Origin of the sequence: Thermonema sp., assembly GCF_026003375.1 — a bacterium.
Taxonomy (GTDB): Bacteria; Bacteroidota; Bacteroidia; order Cytophagales; family Thermonemataceae; genus Thermonema; species Thermonema rossianum.
Genome location: NZ_BPHD01000001.1, coordinates 562,087 through 576,572 on the forward strand (window position 1 = coordinate 562,087; position 14,486 = coordinate 576,572).

The window sequence follows — 14,486 nt, forward strand, 5'->3', positions numbered from 1 at the left end:
CGTTTTTATGAATACTTTTTTCGATGTCATCATTGTGGGGGGTGGCTTGGGGGGCTTGGCCACAGGCATACAGCTGGCCATGAACGGCTTACAGGTGGCCGTTTTTGAAAAGAAAAAATATCCTTTTCACAAGGTATGCGGCGAATATCTCTCGCTGGAAGCCTACGATTTTTTATGCTCTTTAGGCGTTACCCTTTCCGCCGGGCGGTTTCCACGCATTCAGCGGCTTCGCCTGACGGCGCCTTCCGGCTTTGCCATAGAAAGCCCCCTTCCTTTGGGTGCCATAGGTGTCAGCCGTTACTACCTGGATGCAGAGCTGGCACAAATAGCCCGGCGTGCAGGTGTGTACCTCATGGAAGGCAAACGGGTGTTGCAAATAGAGCAGCAAGCGCAAAAGGTGGTTGTACATACGGCTTGCGGGCGCTGGCAGTCAACAGTAGCCGTTTTGGCACATGGCAAATACCCGCCGGCCGGTGCAGAGCGCAAGCGGTCTGAAGGAAAAGCGCAGTATGTGGGCATAAAGTATCATATTCCGGCCGGGGCGGTCCTGCCTCATACTATTGAATTGCACACTTTCAAGGGCGGTTACCTGGGCAGTTCACACGTCGAAGACGGCAAAGCATGTCTTTGCTATCTTGTAACACAACGCCGATTGAAAAGCAACTCTTTGGCAGCTTTGGAAAGTGCTATCATGAAAGAAAATCCCCAAATTGAAAAACTGTTGAGTGCCAAAGGACCGGGAAAAGCCACCACTATTTCGCAAATAACCTTGGGGCGTAGAACGCTATGGCAAAACAGACTTTTTGCTGTTGGCGACAGTGCCGGCGTTATTGCCCCACTTTGTGGAAACGGCATGAGCATGGCATTGCATGCCTCCCTGCTGCTGGCACAAGCCCTCAACGGCTTTTTCCGTGGCGAGCACTCGTTGACAGAAGCAGGGCTACGCTATGAAAAAGAGTGGCAAAAGCTATTTGCTTTGCGCATGCGGGCAGGCAGTCTGCTTCAACCTTTGCTAAGCTTGCCTGTATTGACGGAAATAGCGATACGCAGCATCGGAAAAAGCCGCCTATTGCCTGCTCTTATCCGTAAGACACACGGCCGGGCTATCCCCGCATTTGTGCCATCAACGCAAACACCATGAGTCAACAATATTTCTTTACAGACTATGTTTCAGACGATATGCTCGACCGGCTGCTGGCAGACGGCTGGCGCCACTTCGGTTGCTATTTTTTCCGTCATACTACGGAGGCCTACCGGGGCATGCACGTGCCGGTCATGCCATTGCGCATCCGGCTCAAGGATTTTGTCATGAAAAAACGACAACGAAAAATATGGCGCCGGAATCAACGCTTTGTGAGCGTTATGCGTCCGTTCCGTTTCAGCATACAGAAGCAGTTGCTCTTTGAAAAGCACAAGCAGCGGTTCCATGAACACGTCCCCTCACATCTGTTCGATTTTCTTTCGGAACACCCCGAACGTCCTACCCGTGTTTTTGAGTTCTGTGTGTATGACCGGGAACACCTTATCGCTGCCAGCTTTATTGATGTAGGCCGGACGGCGACTTCCGCCATTTATGCCATGTTTGACTCGGATTATGCCACCTACAGTCCGGGCATTTACACGCTGCTGGCCGAAGCTCACTATGCCCGCCAACAAGGAAAGGCGTATCATTATCTGGGATATACCTATCCGGTGCCCTCACACTACGACTACAAAAAGCAGTTTACGGCTTTGGAATATTATGACTGGAAAAAATGGCGCTGCTTTCCCAATGCCAACACGCATTTGAAAAGCAGCGCTCAATAAACGGTGTGTCCGGGGCATGATTTACGAACTACGGGTAGTGCGTTTTCCAATGGCATCTTCAAACTCTTTCAGCAGCATCTCTTTTACCTGATCGGCGGTGGCGCTCATATCATCCATAATGGAAGCCACTTCTACGGGGTCCAGCCCTTTCAAAAAGCGGCAAGCTGCCAAATAGACCTCCCCGGCAAATAATTCAAAGCGCTCATTGACAAAAGAATGATTGAGCTCCAAAAGACGCTGAAAGAATTGACGCTTGCGGCGACGCGGAATATCCATGATTTTACAAGTGAAAGAAATGGTGTCGCCGTTTTCAGTATCTTCATCGGCAGTAGGTGTTGTGTTGAGCATAATCACCATCTTGATGCTGCCCCGCTCAAAGCTCCAGCAACCGGGATAAGCGGCACGAGCATCCTCGGGGTCTATTCCCAAAATACGAAAAGCTTCATCTACATATACGGCATAATCTAAATATCCCATTGCATTTGGTTTTAAGGAAAGCAAAATGTTTTACAAAATTGCAAAATTCAGCGTAAAACGCTTACTCAAACAAGGAAGAAAACCGCTTTTTTTGGAAAATATTTTTACAACTTGCTTTTCAACAAAGCAAAAATAAAAAAATAAGGGGCAAACCCAAAGGGAATGCCTCTTATCGATTTTGCTCATTTTTAGGCTTAACACATCAGCAAAACGCTCTTACACCATATCTTCTATGACTAAATAAACAAAGGTCACATTCAACAGATGATACCCTATTTCGCCGTAGGTAAACACGCCGGTGAAGCCGGGCAGTGCTTTGCCTTCCAGCTGAAAGTTGAAGTAATTGTAAAGACAGCTGTAAGAATATTCTATCGGCTTGCCGTTTTCTTTACGCAGTTCTTCAAAAAAACGACTCGCATAGTCGCCCTCTACGGGCTTTGCCAAGCGATATTCCACCCCGCGAAACGTAGGCGCCGCAAAAATCATCCGGCGATTGAGATCGTCTTTTATCATACCTACATTGATTTTGGCGCCTGTATAATCGGCTACCAAGGGTAAAAAACTGTTTTGAGTAAGCATATATTCGTATAAATCGCGGCGCTCGCCATTGACCAGGCAGTGCGTATGAAAAAAGCCATCCTCCTCAAAGGTGATGATATCGCCCTCGCCCTGCTCATACACATTGATGATTTCCACCCGCCCCACTTTATGAGCCGGCAACTGTATGTGTAAAGCCACGCCTTTGTCTTCATAACGCAGCCCTTGCACATAGACTGCCGGCGCCTGCTGTCCTACCTTGTCGAAATCAACACCTGCCACCCACCCCATCAGTGGGTTGATGTATTGGTTGGGCAAAGACGGTGCCTTGAGGGCAAACTGAAAGTGCACGTCGGTGAAGAAAGGCAGGACCAACAGTATAAGTCCGTTATCATAGGCATCGGTGGCCACTTGTTCTATGGTTTGTGCATCGTAGGTTTCAAAACGGTAGGCTTCGGCTAAGCCGGTAAAGTCCTTCACATACAACAAATCCCGGCTGTGTTTGCCACCGTCAACATCCAAAAGATAGGGGTTGCTGCCACCAATCCAGTTTCCTTTGGGAAGACGCTGCAACAGGCTGTCGTCCCCGGCAATGACCAGCAAGCGCCCCTGTTCAATCAAATCGATCGTATCTGTAATATCGTATAATTTTCCTTCCATTCAACTACCAGGATTTGAATATTTCTTTACAATCTTCTTGCACTGCCAATGAATATTTTTCACATAACTGATAAAGCCTGTCTATGGCTTCCTGCATGGTAACCGTACCGAACGCCAGTTCGCGGCGCAACTGCGTCAGCACCAATTTCAATACAAAGTTCCGGTAGTGATGCTCTATTTCACCGGTTATCATTTTCTTCCACTCTTCCCTTTCCTTGGGTGGTATACTTCTTTTTGAATAGGACTTCGACTCCATGCCGTGATGTTATCATTCAACCAACGGTGCAATATTAATAATTAACAAAAAGGCACGCAAGTAATTTTTGATAAAATTTATAATTTTTTTAAAAACTCATGCTCATTGCCTGCGATTGCCTATATTTGCCTTGCCGCAGAATAAAAAAACGTACTCATTTTTTACCCAATGAAAAAGCTATTTCAAGGCAAACAAACAAGACGCATACGCCGCTGGCATCGCTATTTAGGCTTGGCTACCGGCATTCAGTTCTTACTTTGGACTGTCAGCGGCCTGTACTTCAGCTGGTCAGACATAGACCATATTCATGGCGAGCATCTTAAAACAAGCTACGAGCCTCCTGCTTTTGATTCTCTTTTGTCGCCCACTCAAATCGTAATGCCGGTACGTGAGGTAAGTTTCAGAGTCATCAATGGGCAACCTTATTATTTTATTAATAATCAGCGGCTTTATCATGCCAAAAACGGCACTCCCAAAGACACACTCACCCCACAAGAAGCCATTCAGCTTGCCGGCGAACATCTAAGTTCAGATTTAAAAGTAAAGCAAGTAGAGTACCTTACCCAAGTAGGCAGCCATCATGAGTACCGCGAACGCCCTTTGCCTGCTTATGCCATTTACTATGAGGGGGCAGGCGCCCCCATTGCCTATGTTTCTGCCAAAGACGGGGAATTCCAAACCATACGGCACCGCGCATGGCGTTGGTTCGATTTTCTATGGATGACCCATACCATGGACTACCGCAGCCGTGACGATATCAATAACTGGCTGCTGCGTATTTTTTCTGTCGCCGGCTTAATAACCGTGTGTAGCGGTTTGTTGCTGTGGATGGTTTCTTCGAAGCGCGTACGTAAAATGGTAAGCTAAAAGACGGGAGCGTTACCGGGGATAGGTTTCTTGTCCAAATTACATCAATTACCTTAGTTTATTTCTCGCGCAGCAAAGCGTAGCATGTCATTTCGAACGGAGCGAAGCGTAGTGAGAAATCTCAATCTCAACACACGGTAAGAAGTGAAAGAGATTTCTTGCTTACGCTCGAAATGACAAAGAAAAAAAACTAAAAAGGATGAATACATTTATTTTTAAGTTACACTCTTAAAAAACAAGGCATAGCCTCAAAAACAACGCTGGTACTCCACTTTGCATATCCGCAGGCAATAGTGCCGGTACCATTCTTTATGTCCACGTTCTATGGCTATTTGGTGTAACGCATGCTCACGCCACCGCCGAATACTCTCTTTGTCCTGCCAGTAAGAAGCGGTAATGCCCAAACCGGCAGAAGTGCGTGCACTTTCTACTCCTAAAAACCCTTCCTGCAAGGCAGCCGGCGCCACCATGCGTTGCGCCACCGCTTCATATTCGACATGCCCCCGTCTTTTAACAGGGAAGTAAAAATAACGGCATAGTAAGGTGTTGCAAGCATAGGCGTGGCAATGAAGTTACTTTTTAAAGATAAAATAAACTGCCAATATCAGGCAGACAAAACCGGCAATATGGTTCCATCGCAAGGGCTCTTGTTTGAAAAAGACAAGCATAAAAACGGTGAAGACAGAGAGCGTAATCACTTCCTGAAGGACCTTCAATTGCCATAGATTGAAAGGACCGCCGTGTTCGATATGCCCCAAACGGTTGGCAGGCACCTGAAGCATGTATTCAAACAAAGCTATACCCCAGCTGAGAAGAATCACGCCCCACAAAGGCAAGTTTTTCAACCAGGCCACATCTTTAAACTTCAAATGCCCATACCAAGCCAAGGTCATAAATACGTTGGAAAGCACCAACAGGCATATAGTGTAAAATCCTCTCATACAAAACTTTGTTTCCGGTTTTACCCAAGCGCGCAAAAATAAAAAACCTGCCACAATATGCAGCAGGTTTTTTGGCAAAAGTAGTTTTGATTTATTCTATGGTGTAGCTTACACCCAAAGTGAAGGTCTGCCCTACACGATATGACTGGTAGGGGTATTCTCTGCCATTATAGGTATTGACCATGCGGTATTCGGGATTCAGCAGGTTGCTGCCGCGGGCAGTAACAGCCCACTGCTTGTTGGCACCCAAACGCTGGCGCAAGGTAATGTTCAACACCGGACGAGGCTGCTCGTAAACATTGGGGGTAGCCCCTGCACTTACCACCATCAAACGGGGTCCGAACACATTTAGGCTGGCACTGGCATCGAAGCCTTTGTCTTCATTGTTGTAGTTCAATATAGCATTGACCAAATAAGGCGACTGCGCAAAGAACGGGCGCGTAGAAGGCTGCGAAGGGTCCACTGCTTTAATCAAAGCATATTCTTGTTCGGGGATATCCACCTGCGAGTAAATGTAGCTGGCATTGACCGCCGCTTGGAAGTGGCGCAAAGCGGGTAAAATAAAGTCAAGGGCTTTGCGTATTTCAAGCTCTGTGCCAACAAGGAAGGCATTGTCCACATTGCGGAAGGTGAACTCAGTGTTTTGAGCCTGCGGCACCAAAGCGCGCTCAATGGCTCCGTCGAATTGCTTATAGAAAGCACTTACCGAAATCAGCTCGCCGGCACGCGGGAACATCTCCCAACGCAAGTCGAAGTTATCAATCAAGGTGCGGCGCAAATTGGGGTTACCGGTCAAGACAAAGTCCCCGATGAAGTCGAAAGAAGCAAAGGGCGCCAACTCACGGAAAGTGGGACGTGCCAAGGTACGGCTATAGCTTGCACGCAAATTCATGTTGTCGCGTAAGCTGTAAATCACATTGACTGCCGGCAAGGGGTCCAGGTTGTCCAGCTCGGCTTTGCCCTTTGAGGGGTCCAAGCTCTCCAAAGTCATATAGGTTTTTTCGATACGCAAACCGGCATTGATTTTCCATTTGGGGCTCAGCTGAAGGTCTGTCATCACATAGGCAGCCCATACTTGTTGTTGGGCATCGTACTGGTTGCGTTTCTCGCTGTCGTCTTGAATGACCGTCTTGATGGTATAGCCGTTGCCTTCTTCAATGATGCCCAAGTTTTCATCGGCAAGGAAAATGTCTATGTCGCCCTTGAAGTCTGAGATATTCTGAATGCGATAAGTCAGGCGGCGTTCGCGGAAAGAGCGGTCTTTCATCAAAGCCGAAACCCCTACCTTTAATTTGGATTCGTTGCCCCAAGCCTTATAAGGAATGCTCACATTCAGTTTATTATCGATGTTTGTCTCGTTCAAATCACGATAAAAGCGGGTGGGCTGGGTATAAACAGAGGGCGAAATAGAGTATTCGCGCACACCATTATTTTCGGTATAGTCATTGGCAAACATGCGCAAATCGGGTTGCTCCTGGTTGCTCAAGGTGTAGGCAGTGTGCCATTCGATGCGGGCTTTTGCCAAAGCGGGCAGGTAGTGTTCGCCTTTCAATTGTGCGTTGGTAAGCGAGCGTTGCATGTAGTTCAACACACGGGACTCAAACACCACCGACTCATCGAAGTTTTGCGGGTTGCGACCGGCAAAGTAAGTAGCCGACTTGGTACCGCTTTGATTACGCATCAGGTTCAGGCTCAACTTATGGTTGTCGCTCATTTTGTATGACAAGTTGGCCAAAGCGCCCCAGAGCACATTTTGCTCACCATAACGCAGGTTGTCGGCATAAAGCAACTCACGCAGTGCGCCACCGGAAAAAGAGTAGCGCCCCATTTGTGCATTTTCATAGTAGGTATTGTCTGTTTGATAGCTCAAGCCGATGATGTATCCCAAAGGACGCCCTTTCAGGTCGGTTTGGTTGCCCAAAGAGAAGCTGTGGCGCTGGTTCAAGAAGGGGGCTTGTGTAATGGGCGCCATGTTTTTATTGAAGCTGCGTGAGATGGTAGTCAGCTGCTCACGCACTTGGGCATTGCTGGCAAAAGCAACGCTGGGAATATCGCCGGCAGCCGGCGCGGGTATGGCACGGGTGCCGTCATCAAAAGCCAGCCAATCGGTTTTTCCACCTTGGTAGGTTAAAAAGTTTTGATTAAAAGTAGCCTGCGTGTTGTATCCGTAGGAAGAGCTCACACGCAGTGTGAAATATTCGGGGAATTCTTTGGTTTTCACATTCACCAAACCACCGGAAAAATCACCGGGCAGGTCGGCAGAAAAGGTTTTGTAAACCACAAGATTATCCAACAAGTTACTGGGGAACATATCGAACTGCACGGCATTGCGGCTGGGGTCCAAGCTGGGAATTTCTGCACTGTTCAAAGTGGCTTTAGAGTAGCGGTCGCCCAATCCACGCACATACACATAGCGTCCCCCCTCTACCGATACACCTGTAATACGGCGCAAGGCAGCGCCGGCATCACGGTCGCCGGTTTTGGCAAAAGTTTCGGCAGAAACACCATCCAATACAATCGATGCGTTTTTCTGCTGAAGCAGAATAGCCGATTCGTTGTTTTGTTCCATTTTGGCAGTGACAACAACCTCCTGCAAAGAGGTTACCTCGGCCGCCATGGGCACATTGAGTGTAACCACTCCACCGGCTTTGATTTCTACTCCTTCAATTTTTTTGGTTTGATAAGACACATAAGAGATTTCAATGGTATAGACGCCGGCAGGTAAGGTAAGTTCAAAGTTACCGTCCAGGTCGGTGGCCGTGCCTATGGAAGTGGTAGGTTCAAATACGGTTGCCCCAATGAGTGTTTCACCTGACTCGGCATCATACACTTTGCCACGCAAGGTGCCGGTCTGCTGCGCCCACACCATTAGGGTGGACAAACAGAAGGTCAGAGTCAAAAGAAATAATCGTTTCATTTTTTTAGTTGTTAGTTTTTAAAAACTACTTCTTGTTACTTTTGCTTTATATGAAAGCGGGGGCTTGCCCCCGCTTGTGTTATTAATTTGATAGTGTATTTTATTTCAAGAATCCGTATTCATCGAGCGCTGTCCAGCCTTTCATCCAGTTGGTGCCACTCACAAAAGCACCTATCTTGTTCACGGCATCGAAGAAGCTATCCACGGTGCTCACGTCGAAAGCAGACACATTGTCAGCAGCGCCGCCCGGAGTCAAGCTTAAATCCAAGCCTTGGCTGCCGGCTGCAACGTTCAGCCCGTTCAAGCCGGGCGTATTGTTGTAAGCATTGTTGTTGTTTTGCAAGTGGGTGGTGATTTTGGCAGCCGTGTTGCCGGGGCTGTCGGCACCTACGCCGCTCAGGTCCGTAGCGCTGCCAATTTTTGAGAACAAGTTGTTGGCAAACACAATATCGCCGGCATCCAGGCGTGCTTCGCTCTCGATGGGCTCGTCAGCCGACACGTCGTCGATGCGAATACCCGAAGCGAAGTTGTAGAAGATAGAGTTATAGAACTTGCCTCCCGAGTTCTGACGCAGTTCAACCCCCTGCTTGTCGCCACTATTACGCCCATGTCCAATGAAAGTACCGTTGGAAATGACAGGAATGGAAAGCGGCTCTTGGTTGTAGCTATAAGAAGCGTCGTTGACTACACCGTTTGACTCAAAACCACGCCCACCTTCTTCGGGCTTCTGAATGGTTACGATATATTGCAACTTACCACGGAAACCTTGGTCCCAGTCATAGGCATCATCGTTGCAATAAGCCGAAATCAGATACTTGGCACTTACCGTTCCGCCAAAGAACTCATAACCATCATCAAAGTTGGCAAATACTTCCAGGTGGTCCACTTTAGTGCCCGAGCCTACTGCCCCGAAGGTGATACCGTTGATTTCGTTACCGGCACCAATCTCTGCTCCACCATGGCGCACAGATACGTAGCTTAATTCTCCCGAGTCGTCGTTATCATCGTTGCCACCGTAAAGACCGCGAACCTCACTGGTAGGAATCCCTTCAATGGCACTTTCACCGGTGGGGTCATTGATGCGGGCTTTGCCCAAAATAATCAAGCCCCCCCACAATCCACGAACGTCTGTCTGCAAATCATCGGGATCATTTACATCATCCGAAAGGGTTGTGAAGATAATGGGCTCGGTGGCAGTGCCTTTGGCTATAATTTTCCCTCCACGGGCTACAATCAAAGCCGAAGCTGCTTCTCCGGTGCCCGGCTCTCCTTTAATCACCGTGCCCGGCTGGATGGTCAAGGTTTGCCCTTCGTTTACAAACACTTTGTTGTCCAAAATGTACACAGTGTCTTTGTACAGAGTGCGGGTGCCGATGCCTTTCCCCTTGTCAGTAATTTTCACAGCTACATTACCTACGGGGTCAGTCGTTACTTCAAAGGTGGTGGCGGTGGGATCAACCGGTACCGGTTCGTTTTTGTCGTCTTTCTTGCAAGCCGAAAGTGCGAATGCCAATACGGCCGAAAGCATTAAAAATTTCTTCATGGCTAATGTTTGTTTTTTTGACTGATGCAAAGGTAGCAGCAAGCCGGGCTTTATCGGGCAAGGCATTATTAAAAGTGTATTAAAAAAAGGTTACGCACCGGCCGGAAATACACGAAATCATCAAAAGATTTCAACAATTCCTTAACACTTACTTAACCTGGCAAAACAAGTGTCTATGTACCTTCGCAGTACATCTAAAAAAGAATGGAAAACATGAATAAAAGAAGCGTACAATGTTTTTTTCTACTCTTGAGCATGTGCTTGTTTGCCTGCCACTCAACCACGCAAGAGCATAGCAGCAGCACTCATGCCCGGCGCGCCGGCGTTGGTGTACTTGCTTTACGACATGAAGCATTTTCCGACTCCGCCACTTTTGTTTTTTTCAAAGACAAAAACCTGCAAGACACACTGCTTGTGTGTGACCTCAACTCCTTGTCACAGGCTTCACCCTATATCAACCGGCCGCAGGAAAAAACGGTATATTGGAAATGTCTGGGCTGGAACCGCCATCATTATGTGGTAGCCCTGAATGACGACGAATGGCAGAAAAAAGCTTATATCGCTTTAGACACTGCCCGCTTTCGCTTCGTTCCATGGAAAGACTTGCTGAACGTTGCCGGTGAAGTAGAGCGGCTTTCTTTCGAAAAAAATCCGGTGCGTGTATCTCCTAAAAACAGCGCGCTGCCGGTAGCGTGGGACGCCCCCCGCCAAAGCACCTTTGGTGTGAAGGAAGTATATAAGCAATGGTTACGCGTAGGCGATGCTCCGAAGGAAGGATGGATTCGCTGGGTGCATCACGATACGCTTTACATACAACTTGCCGACAGCCTGTGGCGTGCCCCCGAACTGCTGACACTCCCGCCCGACCCCACCACTGACCCACTCATTCACCGCTTGAATGCTGCTGAAAAGAAAATCCAAAAGCAATAAAGCACATCTTCACTTTTTGCCCTTTCTGAAACTCCAAATAAAAACAGGCTGAAGCATCAAAAAAAGAAGGAACGGTCATTCCAAAAACAAGAAGCCCGGACGGTCCGGGCTTTGTTTTTATCTAATTGAGTATGCTGAGCTTCGTCATGCCTCCGGCATCAGCTTGATTTTCAAGATACGGAAGCGGCTCTTCTCCTTGTCGTAATAGAATTTATTGAGCACGTCGAAAATATCGCTGCCACGAAACCAAGACACCTGCACTTTTTCGGGCAGCCGGGCATCCATCCACTCTATTTCGTAGCTCTCAAGGTTTTTCTTGTAGTTCTGAATATAATCCATCATCTGCTCGAGCAGCTCCGTTTTGCTACGTCCGCGCACCGAGTGAAACAAAAACTTCTGGTTATGCTGCGGGTTGATGGTAATCAGGTCGAGCTTTATCAAAGGATTTTTGGTATCCTCCGGATTTTGCACCAGGCTATAATCAAAATAAATGCGGGCATCTTCCAGCTGACGCCGGATGGCTTCTTCCAGTTCTAACTCTCTGATGAGCACCTCGGTGGGTTGCTGAATGGCATTATGACGATTTTCCATATTTTTTTCTTTACCTTTAATTTAAAAAAATGTAGGTATTATTGCTACATGCACGCAAAATTAGCGGATTCAATAAATCCGGACTATTGTTCGTTGTTTATCAAAAAACAAAAATCTATGAAAAAGTATTTCTTTTTACTTCTAATCAGTAGCGTTTTACACCTGCCGGTAAGCTTTGCGCAGCGCAGCGGCTATTGGCAACAGCGCGCCGAATACGTAATGGACATTGATTTTGATGTAAACAAACACCAATTCAAAGGCAAACAAAAGCTCACTTATTACAACAACTCGCCGGATGTGCTCGACCGTGTGTTTTATCACCTTTATTTCAATGCCTTTCAGCCGGGCAGCATGATGGACGTACGCTCACGCACCATCATGGACCCCGACCCGCGGGTGCGTGACCGCATTGCCCAACTCAAAGAGGACGAAATAGGTTATCATAAGATATTGAGCCTGAAACAAAACGGCAAGCCTGTCAAATACGAAGTAGTGGGCACCGTGCTGGAAGTAGAACTTGCCGAGCCCATTGCCCCCGGCAAAAAGGCTGTTTTTGAAATGGAATTTGAAAGCCAGGTGCCGGTGCAAATCCGCCGCAGCGGACGCAACAACCGCGAAGGCATCGACTACTCCATGACACAATGGTACCCCAAAATGGCTGAATACGATGAACAGGGATGGCACGCGCACCCCTACATAGGACGTGAGTTCTATGGCGTGTGGGGCAGCTTCGACGTAACCATTCATATCGATAAGAACTACGTTGTAGCGGCTACCGGCGTATTGCAAAACCCGCAGGAAGTGGGGCACGGCTACGAAAACAAAAACAAGCCTTTAAAGCGTCCCCAAGGCGACAAGTTACACTGGCATTTCAAAGCTGAAAATGTACACGATTTTGCTTGGGCAGCCGACCCCGACTACCAACACACCACAGCACAAGTGCCGGGGGGACCGCTCTTGCGCTTCTTCTACCAAGCCGACGCCAACCAAAGCGGCAACTGGGACAAGCTTCCGCAATACATGGTAGAAGCATTCCAAATCATGAACCGCGAATTCGGGCAATACCCCTACCCCGAGTTCTCTTTTGTGCAAGGTGGCGACGGCGGCATGGAATACCCCATGCTTACGCTCATCGTAGGCAACGGCTCACTGGACCGCTTGGTAGGTGTTGCCACACATGAGTTCATTCACAATTGGTACTACGGCATTTTGGGCACCAACGAAGCGCTTTACCCTTGGATGGACGAAGGCTTCACTTCCTTTGCCGAAGACTATGTGTTTAACAAAATCATGGGTATCAATTCGCCCAACCCATTTAAAAGCAGCTACAGCAGCTATTTCCGCTTGGTGCAGTTTGGCTTGCAAGAACCGCTAAGCACCCACGCCGATCATTATAACACCAACATGGCTTACTCCATAGCCAGCTATTCGATGGGCTCTATCTTTTTGCGTCAGCTGTCCTACATCATTGGCGAAGAAGCTTTCCGTAAGGGCATGCTCGACTACTTCAACACGTGGAAATTTAAACACCCCACGCCCAACGACTTCATTCGCATCATGGAAAAAGCCTCGGGCTTAGAGTTGGACTGGTACAAAGAGTACTGGATTTACACCACCAAACACATAGATTACGCCATAGATAAGGTCATAAGCAAAGGCAACAAAACAGAAGTCACCCTGCGCAGAGTAAAAGAAATGCCCATGCCCATCGACTTGCATGTAACGCTCAACTCCGGCGAAGAGCATATTTTCCATATTCCTCTGCAAATCATGCGCGGGGCTAAAAAAGGTACCGGCAAAAACTATCACGTAGAAGCCGACTGGGGGTGGGTTTACCCAACCTATACTTTTGAGCTCCCTTTCTCTACCGGCGACATCCGTCAAATAGTCATTGACCCGGAAGAGTCCATGGCCGATATAGACCGCAGCAACAACACATATCCGGCAGATAGCAGCCTGGACGCACGCGGCAAGTAAGCTCCCCATATTAAAACGGAAAAAGCCTTTCAATACGAAGGGCTTTTTCTATTTTTGTGACAATAAAAATCAAAACCCTCTTCTTAAACGCACCCTTTGATTATGAAAAATGATATAAAAACGCTCGAGCGCATCGCCACACAAGTACGGCGCGACATCATCCGCATGGTTCATGGCGCACAGTCGGGGCATCCGGGTGGCTCTTTGGGCTGCGCCGACCTGCTGGTTGCCCTTTATTTCGAGGTGATGGAGCACAATCCGGATTTCAATATGGAAGGAAAAAATGAAGACCTCTTTTTTCTTTCCAACGGACACATCTCGCCGGTGTGGTACAGCGTATTGGCGCGTAGCGGCTATTTCGACCTTAAAGAGCTGGCTACCTTCCGCAAGATAAACTCACGCCTGCAAGGACACCCCGCCACACACGAAGGACTGCCGGGCATACGGGTGGCTTCCGGTTCGCTGGGGCAAGGGCTGTCGGTGGCTATTGGTGCTGCGCAAGGCAAAAAACTAAACAATGACCCGCATACAGTCTTTGTACTGATGGGCGATGGCGAACAGCAAGAAGGGCAAATATGGGAAGCTGCCATGTATGCTGCCCACCACAAAGTAGACAACCTCATTGGCATCATAGATTATAACGACAAGCAAATCGACGGTCCTGTTCACGAGGTGATGAACGTAGGCAGCCTGCGTGACAAGTACGAAGCCTTCGGCTGGCAGGTGCTTGAAATGAACGGCAATGACATGCAAGAGGTAGTGGAAACGCTTTATCATGCCAAGACACTTACCGGCAAGGGAAAACCCATCTTGATTGTCATGAGCACCATCATGGGCTACGGCGTCGATTTCATGATGAACGACCACCATTGGCATGGCGTGGCACCCAACGACGAGGAAGCAGCGCGCGCCTTGGCTCAACTCGAAGAAACACTGGGTGACTACTAAAACTCATACAAGATAAAACAAGCGGGGTGCCCTGAA

General features: G+C 48.2%; 14 protein-coding genes. 6 read left to right on the forward strand and 8 right to left on the reverse strand.

Annotated elements, in window-relative coordinates; genetic code table 11:
* The first annotated feature begins 7 nt into the window (after positions 1-7).
* The gene (locus QVE43_RS02465) at positions 8-1,141 is read left to right on the forward strand and encodes an NAD(P)/FAD-dependent oxidoreductase (RefSeq protein WP_288004127.1); all 1,134 of its coding nucleotides are present in this window, start codon (positions 8-10) and stop codon (positions 1,139-1,141) included.
* Complete coding sequence (locus QVE43_RS02470) at positions 1,138-1,806, forward strand: GNAT family N-acetyltransferase (RefSeq protein ID WP_288004128.1); 669 nt, start codon at positions 1,138-1,140, stop codon at positions 1,804-1,806. The genes QVE43_RS02465 and QVE43_RS02470 overlap by 4 nt, the downstream gene beginning before the upstream one ends.
* 21 nt (positions 1,807-1,827) lie before the next feature.
* Here the strand turns inward: QVE43_RS02470 and QVE43_RS02475 are convergent, their stop codons facing one another.
* The 3 genes from QVE43_RS02475 to QVE43_RS02485 all read right to left on the reverse strand — a co-directional run bounded on the left by QVE43_RS02475 (position 1,828) and on the right by QVE43_RS02485 (position 3,673).
* Positions 1,828-2,283, reverse strand: a complete 456-nt coding sequence (locus QVE43_RS02475) for a YbjN domain-containing protein (RefSeq protein ID WP_288004129.1) — start codon at positions 2,281-2,283, stop codon at positions 1,828-1,830.
* Positions 2,284-2,499: 216 nt separating this feature from the next.
* Positions 2,500-3,480: a DUF6976 family protein gene (locus QVE43_RS02480; RefSeq protein WP_288004130.1), complete on the reverse strand. Its 981-nt coding sequence runs from the start codon at positions 3,478-3,480 to the stop codon at positions 2,500-2,502.
* A 4-nt stretch (positions 3,481-3,484) separates the two neighbouring features.
* Positions 3,485-3,673, reverse strand: coding sequence for a hypothetical protein (locus tag QVE43_RS02485; protein ID WP_288004131.1), 189 nt, complete (start codon positions 3,671-3,673; stop codon positions 3,485-3,487).
* A gap of 231 nt (positions 3,674-3,904) precedes the next feature.
* Between QVE43_RS02485 and QVE43_RS02490 the strand changes: the two genes are divergently transcribed.
* Positions 3,905-4,603 (forward strand): PepSY domain-containing protein, encoded by a 699-nt coding sequence (locus QVE43_RS02490; protein WP_288004132.1) that lies wholly within the window; start codon positions 3,905-3,907, stop codon positions 4,601-4,603.
* Between the two features lie 248 nt (positions 4,604-4,851).
* Here the strand turns inward: QVE43_RS02490 and QVE43_RS02495 are convergent, their stop codons facing one another.
* From QVE43_RS02495 to QVE43_RS02510, 4 genes are all read right to left on the reverse strand, one after another.
* Positions 4,852-5,085 (reverse strand): antibiotic biosynthesis monooxygenase, encoded by a 234-nt coding sequence (locus tag QVE43_RS02495; RefSeq protein ID WP_288004133.1) that lies wholly within the window; start codon positions 5,083-5,085, stop codon positions 4,852-4,854.
* 90 nt (positions 5,086-5,175) lie between these two features.
* A complete protein-coding gene (locus QVE43_RS02500; protein ID WP_038029501.1) occupies positions 5,176-5,544 on the reverse strand; it encodes a DMT family protein in 369 nt (122 codons plus the stop codon).
* A 91-nt stretch (positions 5,545-5,635) separates the two neighbouring features.
* Positions 5,636-8,461: a TonB-dependent receptor gene (locus QVE43_RS02505; protein WP_288004134.1), complete on the reverse strand. Its 2,826-nt coding sequence runs from the start codon at positions 8,459-8,461 to the stop codon at positions 5,636-5,638.
* A gap of 100 nt (positions 8,462-8,561) precedes the next feature.
* Positions 8,562-10,004: a hypothetical protein gene (locus QVE43_RS02510; RefSeq protein ID WP_288004135.1), complete on the reverse strand. Its 1,443-nt coding sequence runs from the start codon at positions 10,002-10,004 to the stop codon at positions 8,562-8,564.
* A 213-nt stretch (positions 10,005-10,217) separates the two neighbouring features.
* Between QVE43_RS02510 and QVE43_RS02515 the strand changes: the two genes are divergently transcribed.
* Positions 10,218-10,934, forward strand: a complete 717-nt coding sequence (locus QVE43_RS02515; RefSeq protein WP_288004136.1) for a hypothetical protein — start codon at positions 10,218-10,220, stop codon at positions 10,932-10,934.
* A 144-nt stretch (positions 10,935-11,078) separates the two neighbouring features.
* Here the strand turns inward: QVE43_RS02515 and QVE43_RS02520 are convergent, their stop codons facing one another.
* Positions 11,079-11,525, reverse strand: coding sequence for a hypothetical protein (locus QVE43_RS02520; RefSeq protein WP_288004137.1), 447 nt, complete (start codon positions 11,523-11,525; stop codon positions 11,079-11,081).
* 117 nt (positions 11,526-11,642) lie between these two features.
* Between QVE43_RS02520 and QVE43_RS02525 the strand changes: the two genes are divergently transcribed.
* A complete protein-coding gene (locus QVE43_RS02525) occupies positions 11,643-13,502 on the forward strand; it encodes a M1 family metallopeptidase (RefSeq protein WP_288004138.1) in 1,860 nt (619 codons plus the stop codon).
* A gap of 102 nt (positions 13,503-13,604) precedes the next feature.
* Positions 13,605-14,450, forward strand: coding sequence for a transketolase (locus tag QVE43_RS02530; protein WP_038029280.1), 846 nt, complete (start codon positions 13,605-13,607; stop codon positions 14,448-14,450).
* The last annotated feature ends 36 nt before the right edge of the window (positions 14,451-14,486 follow it).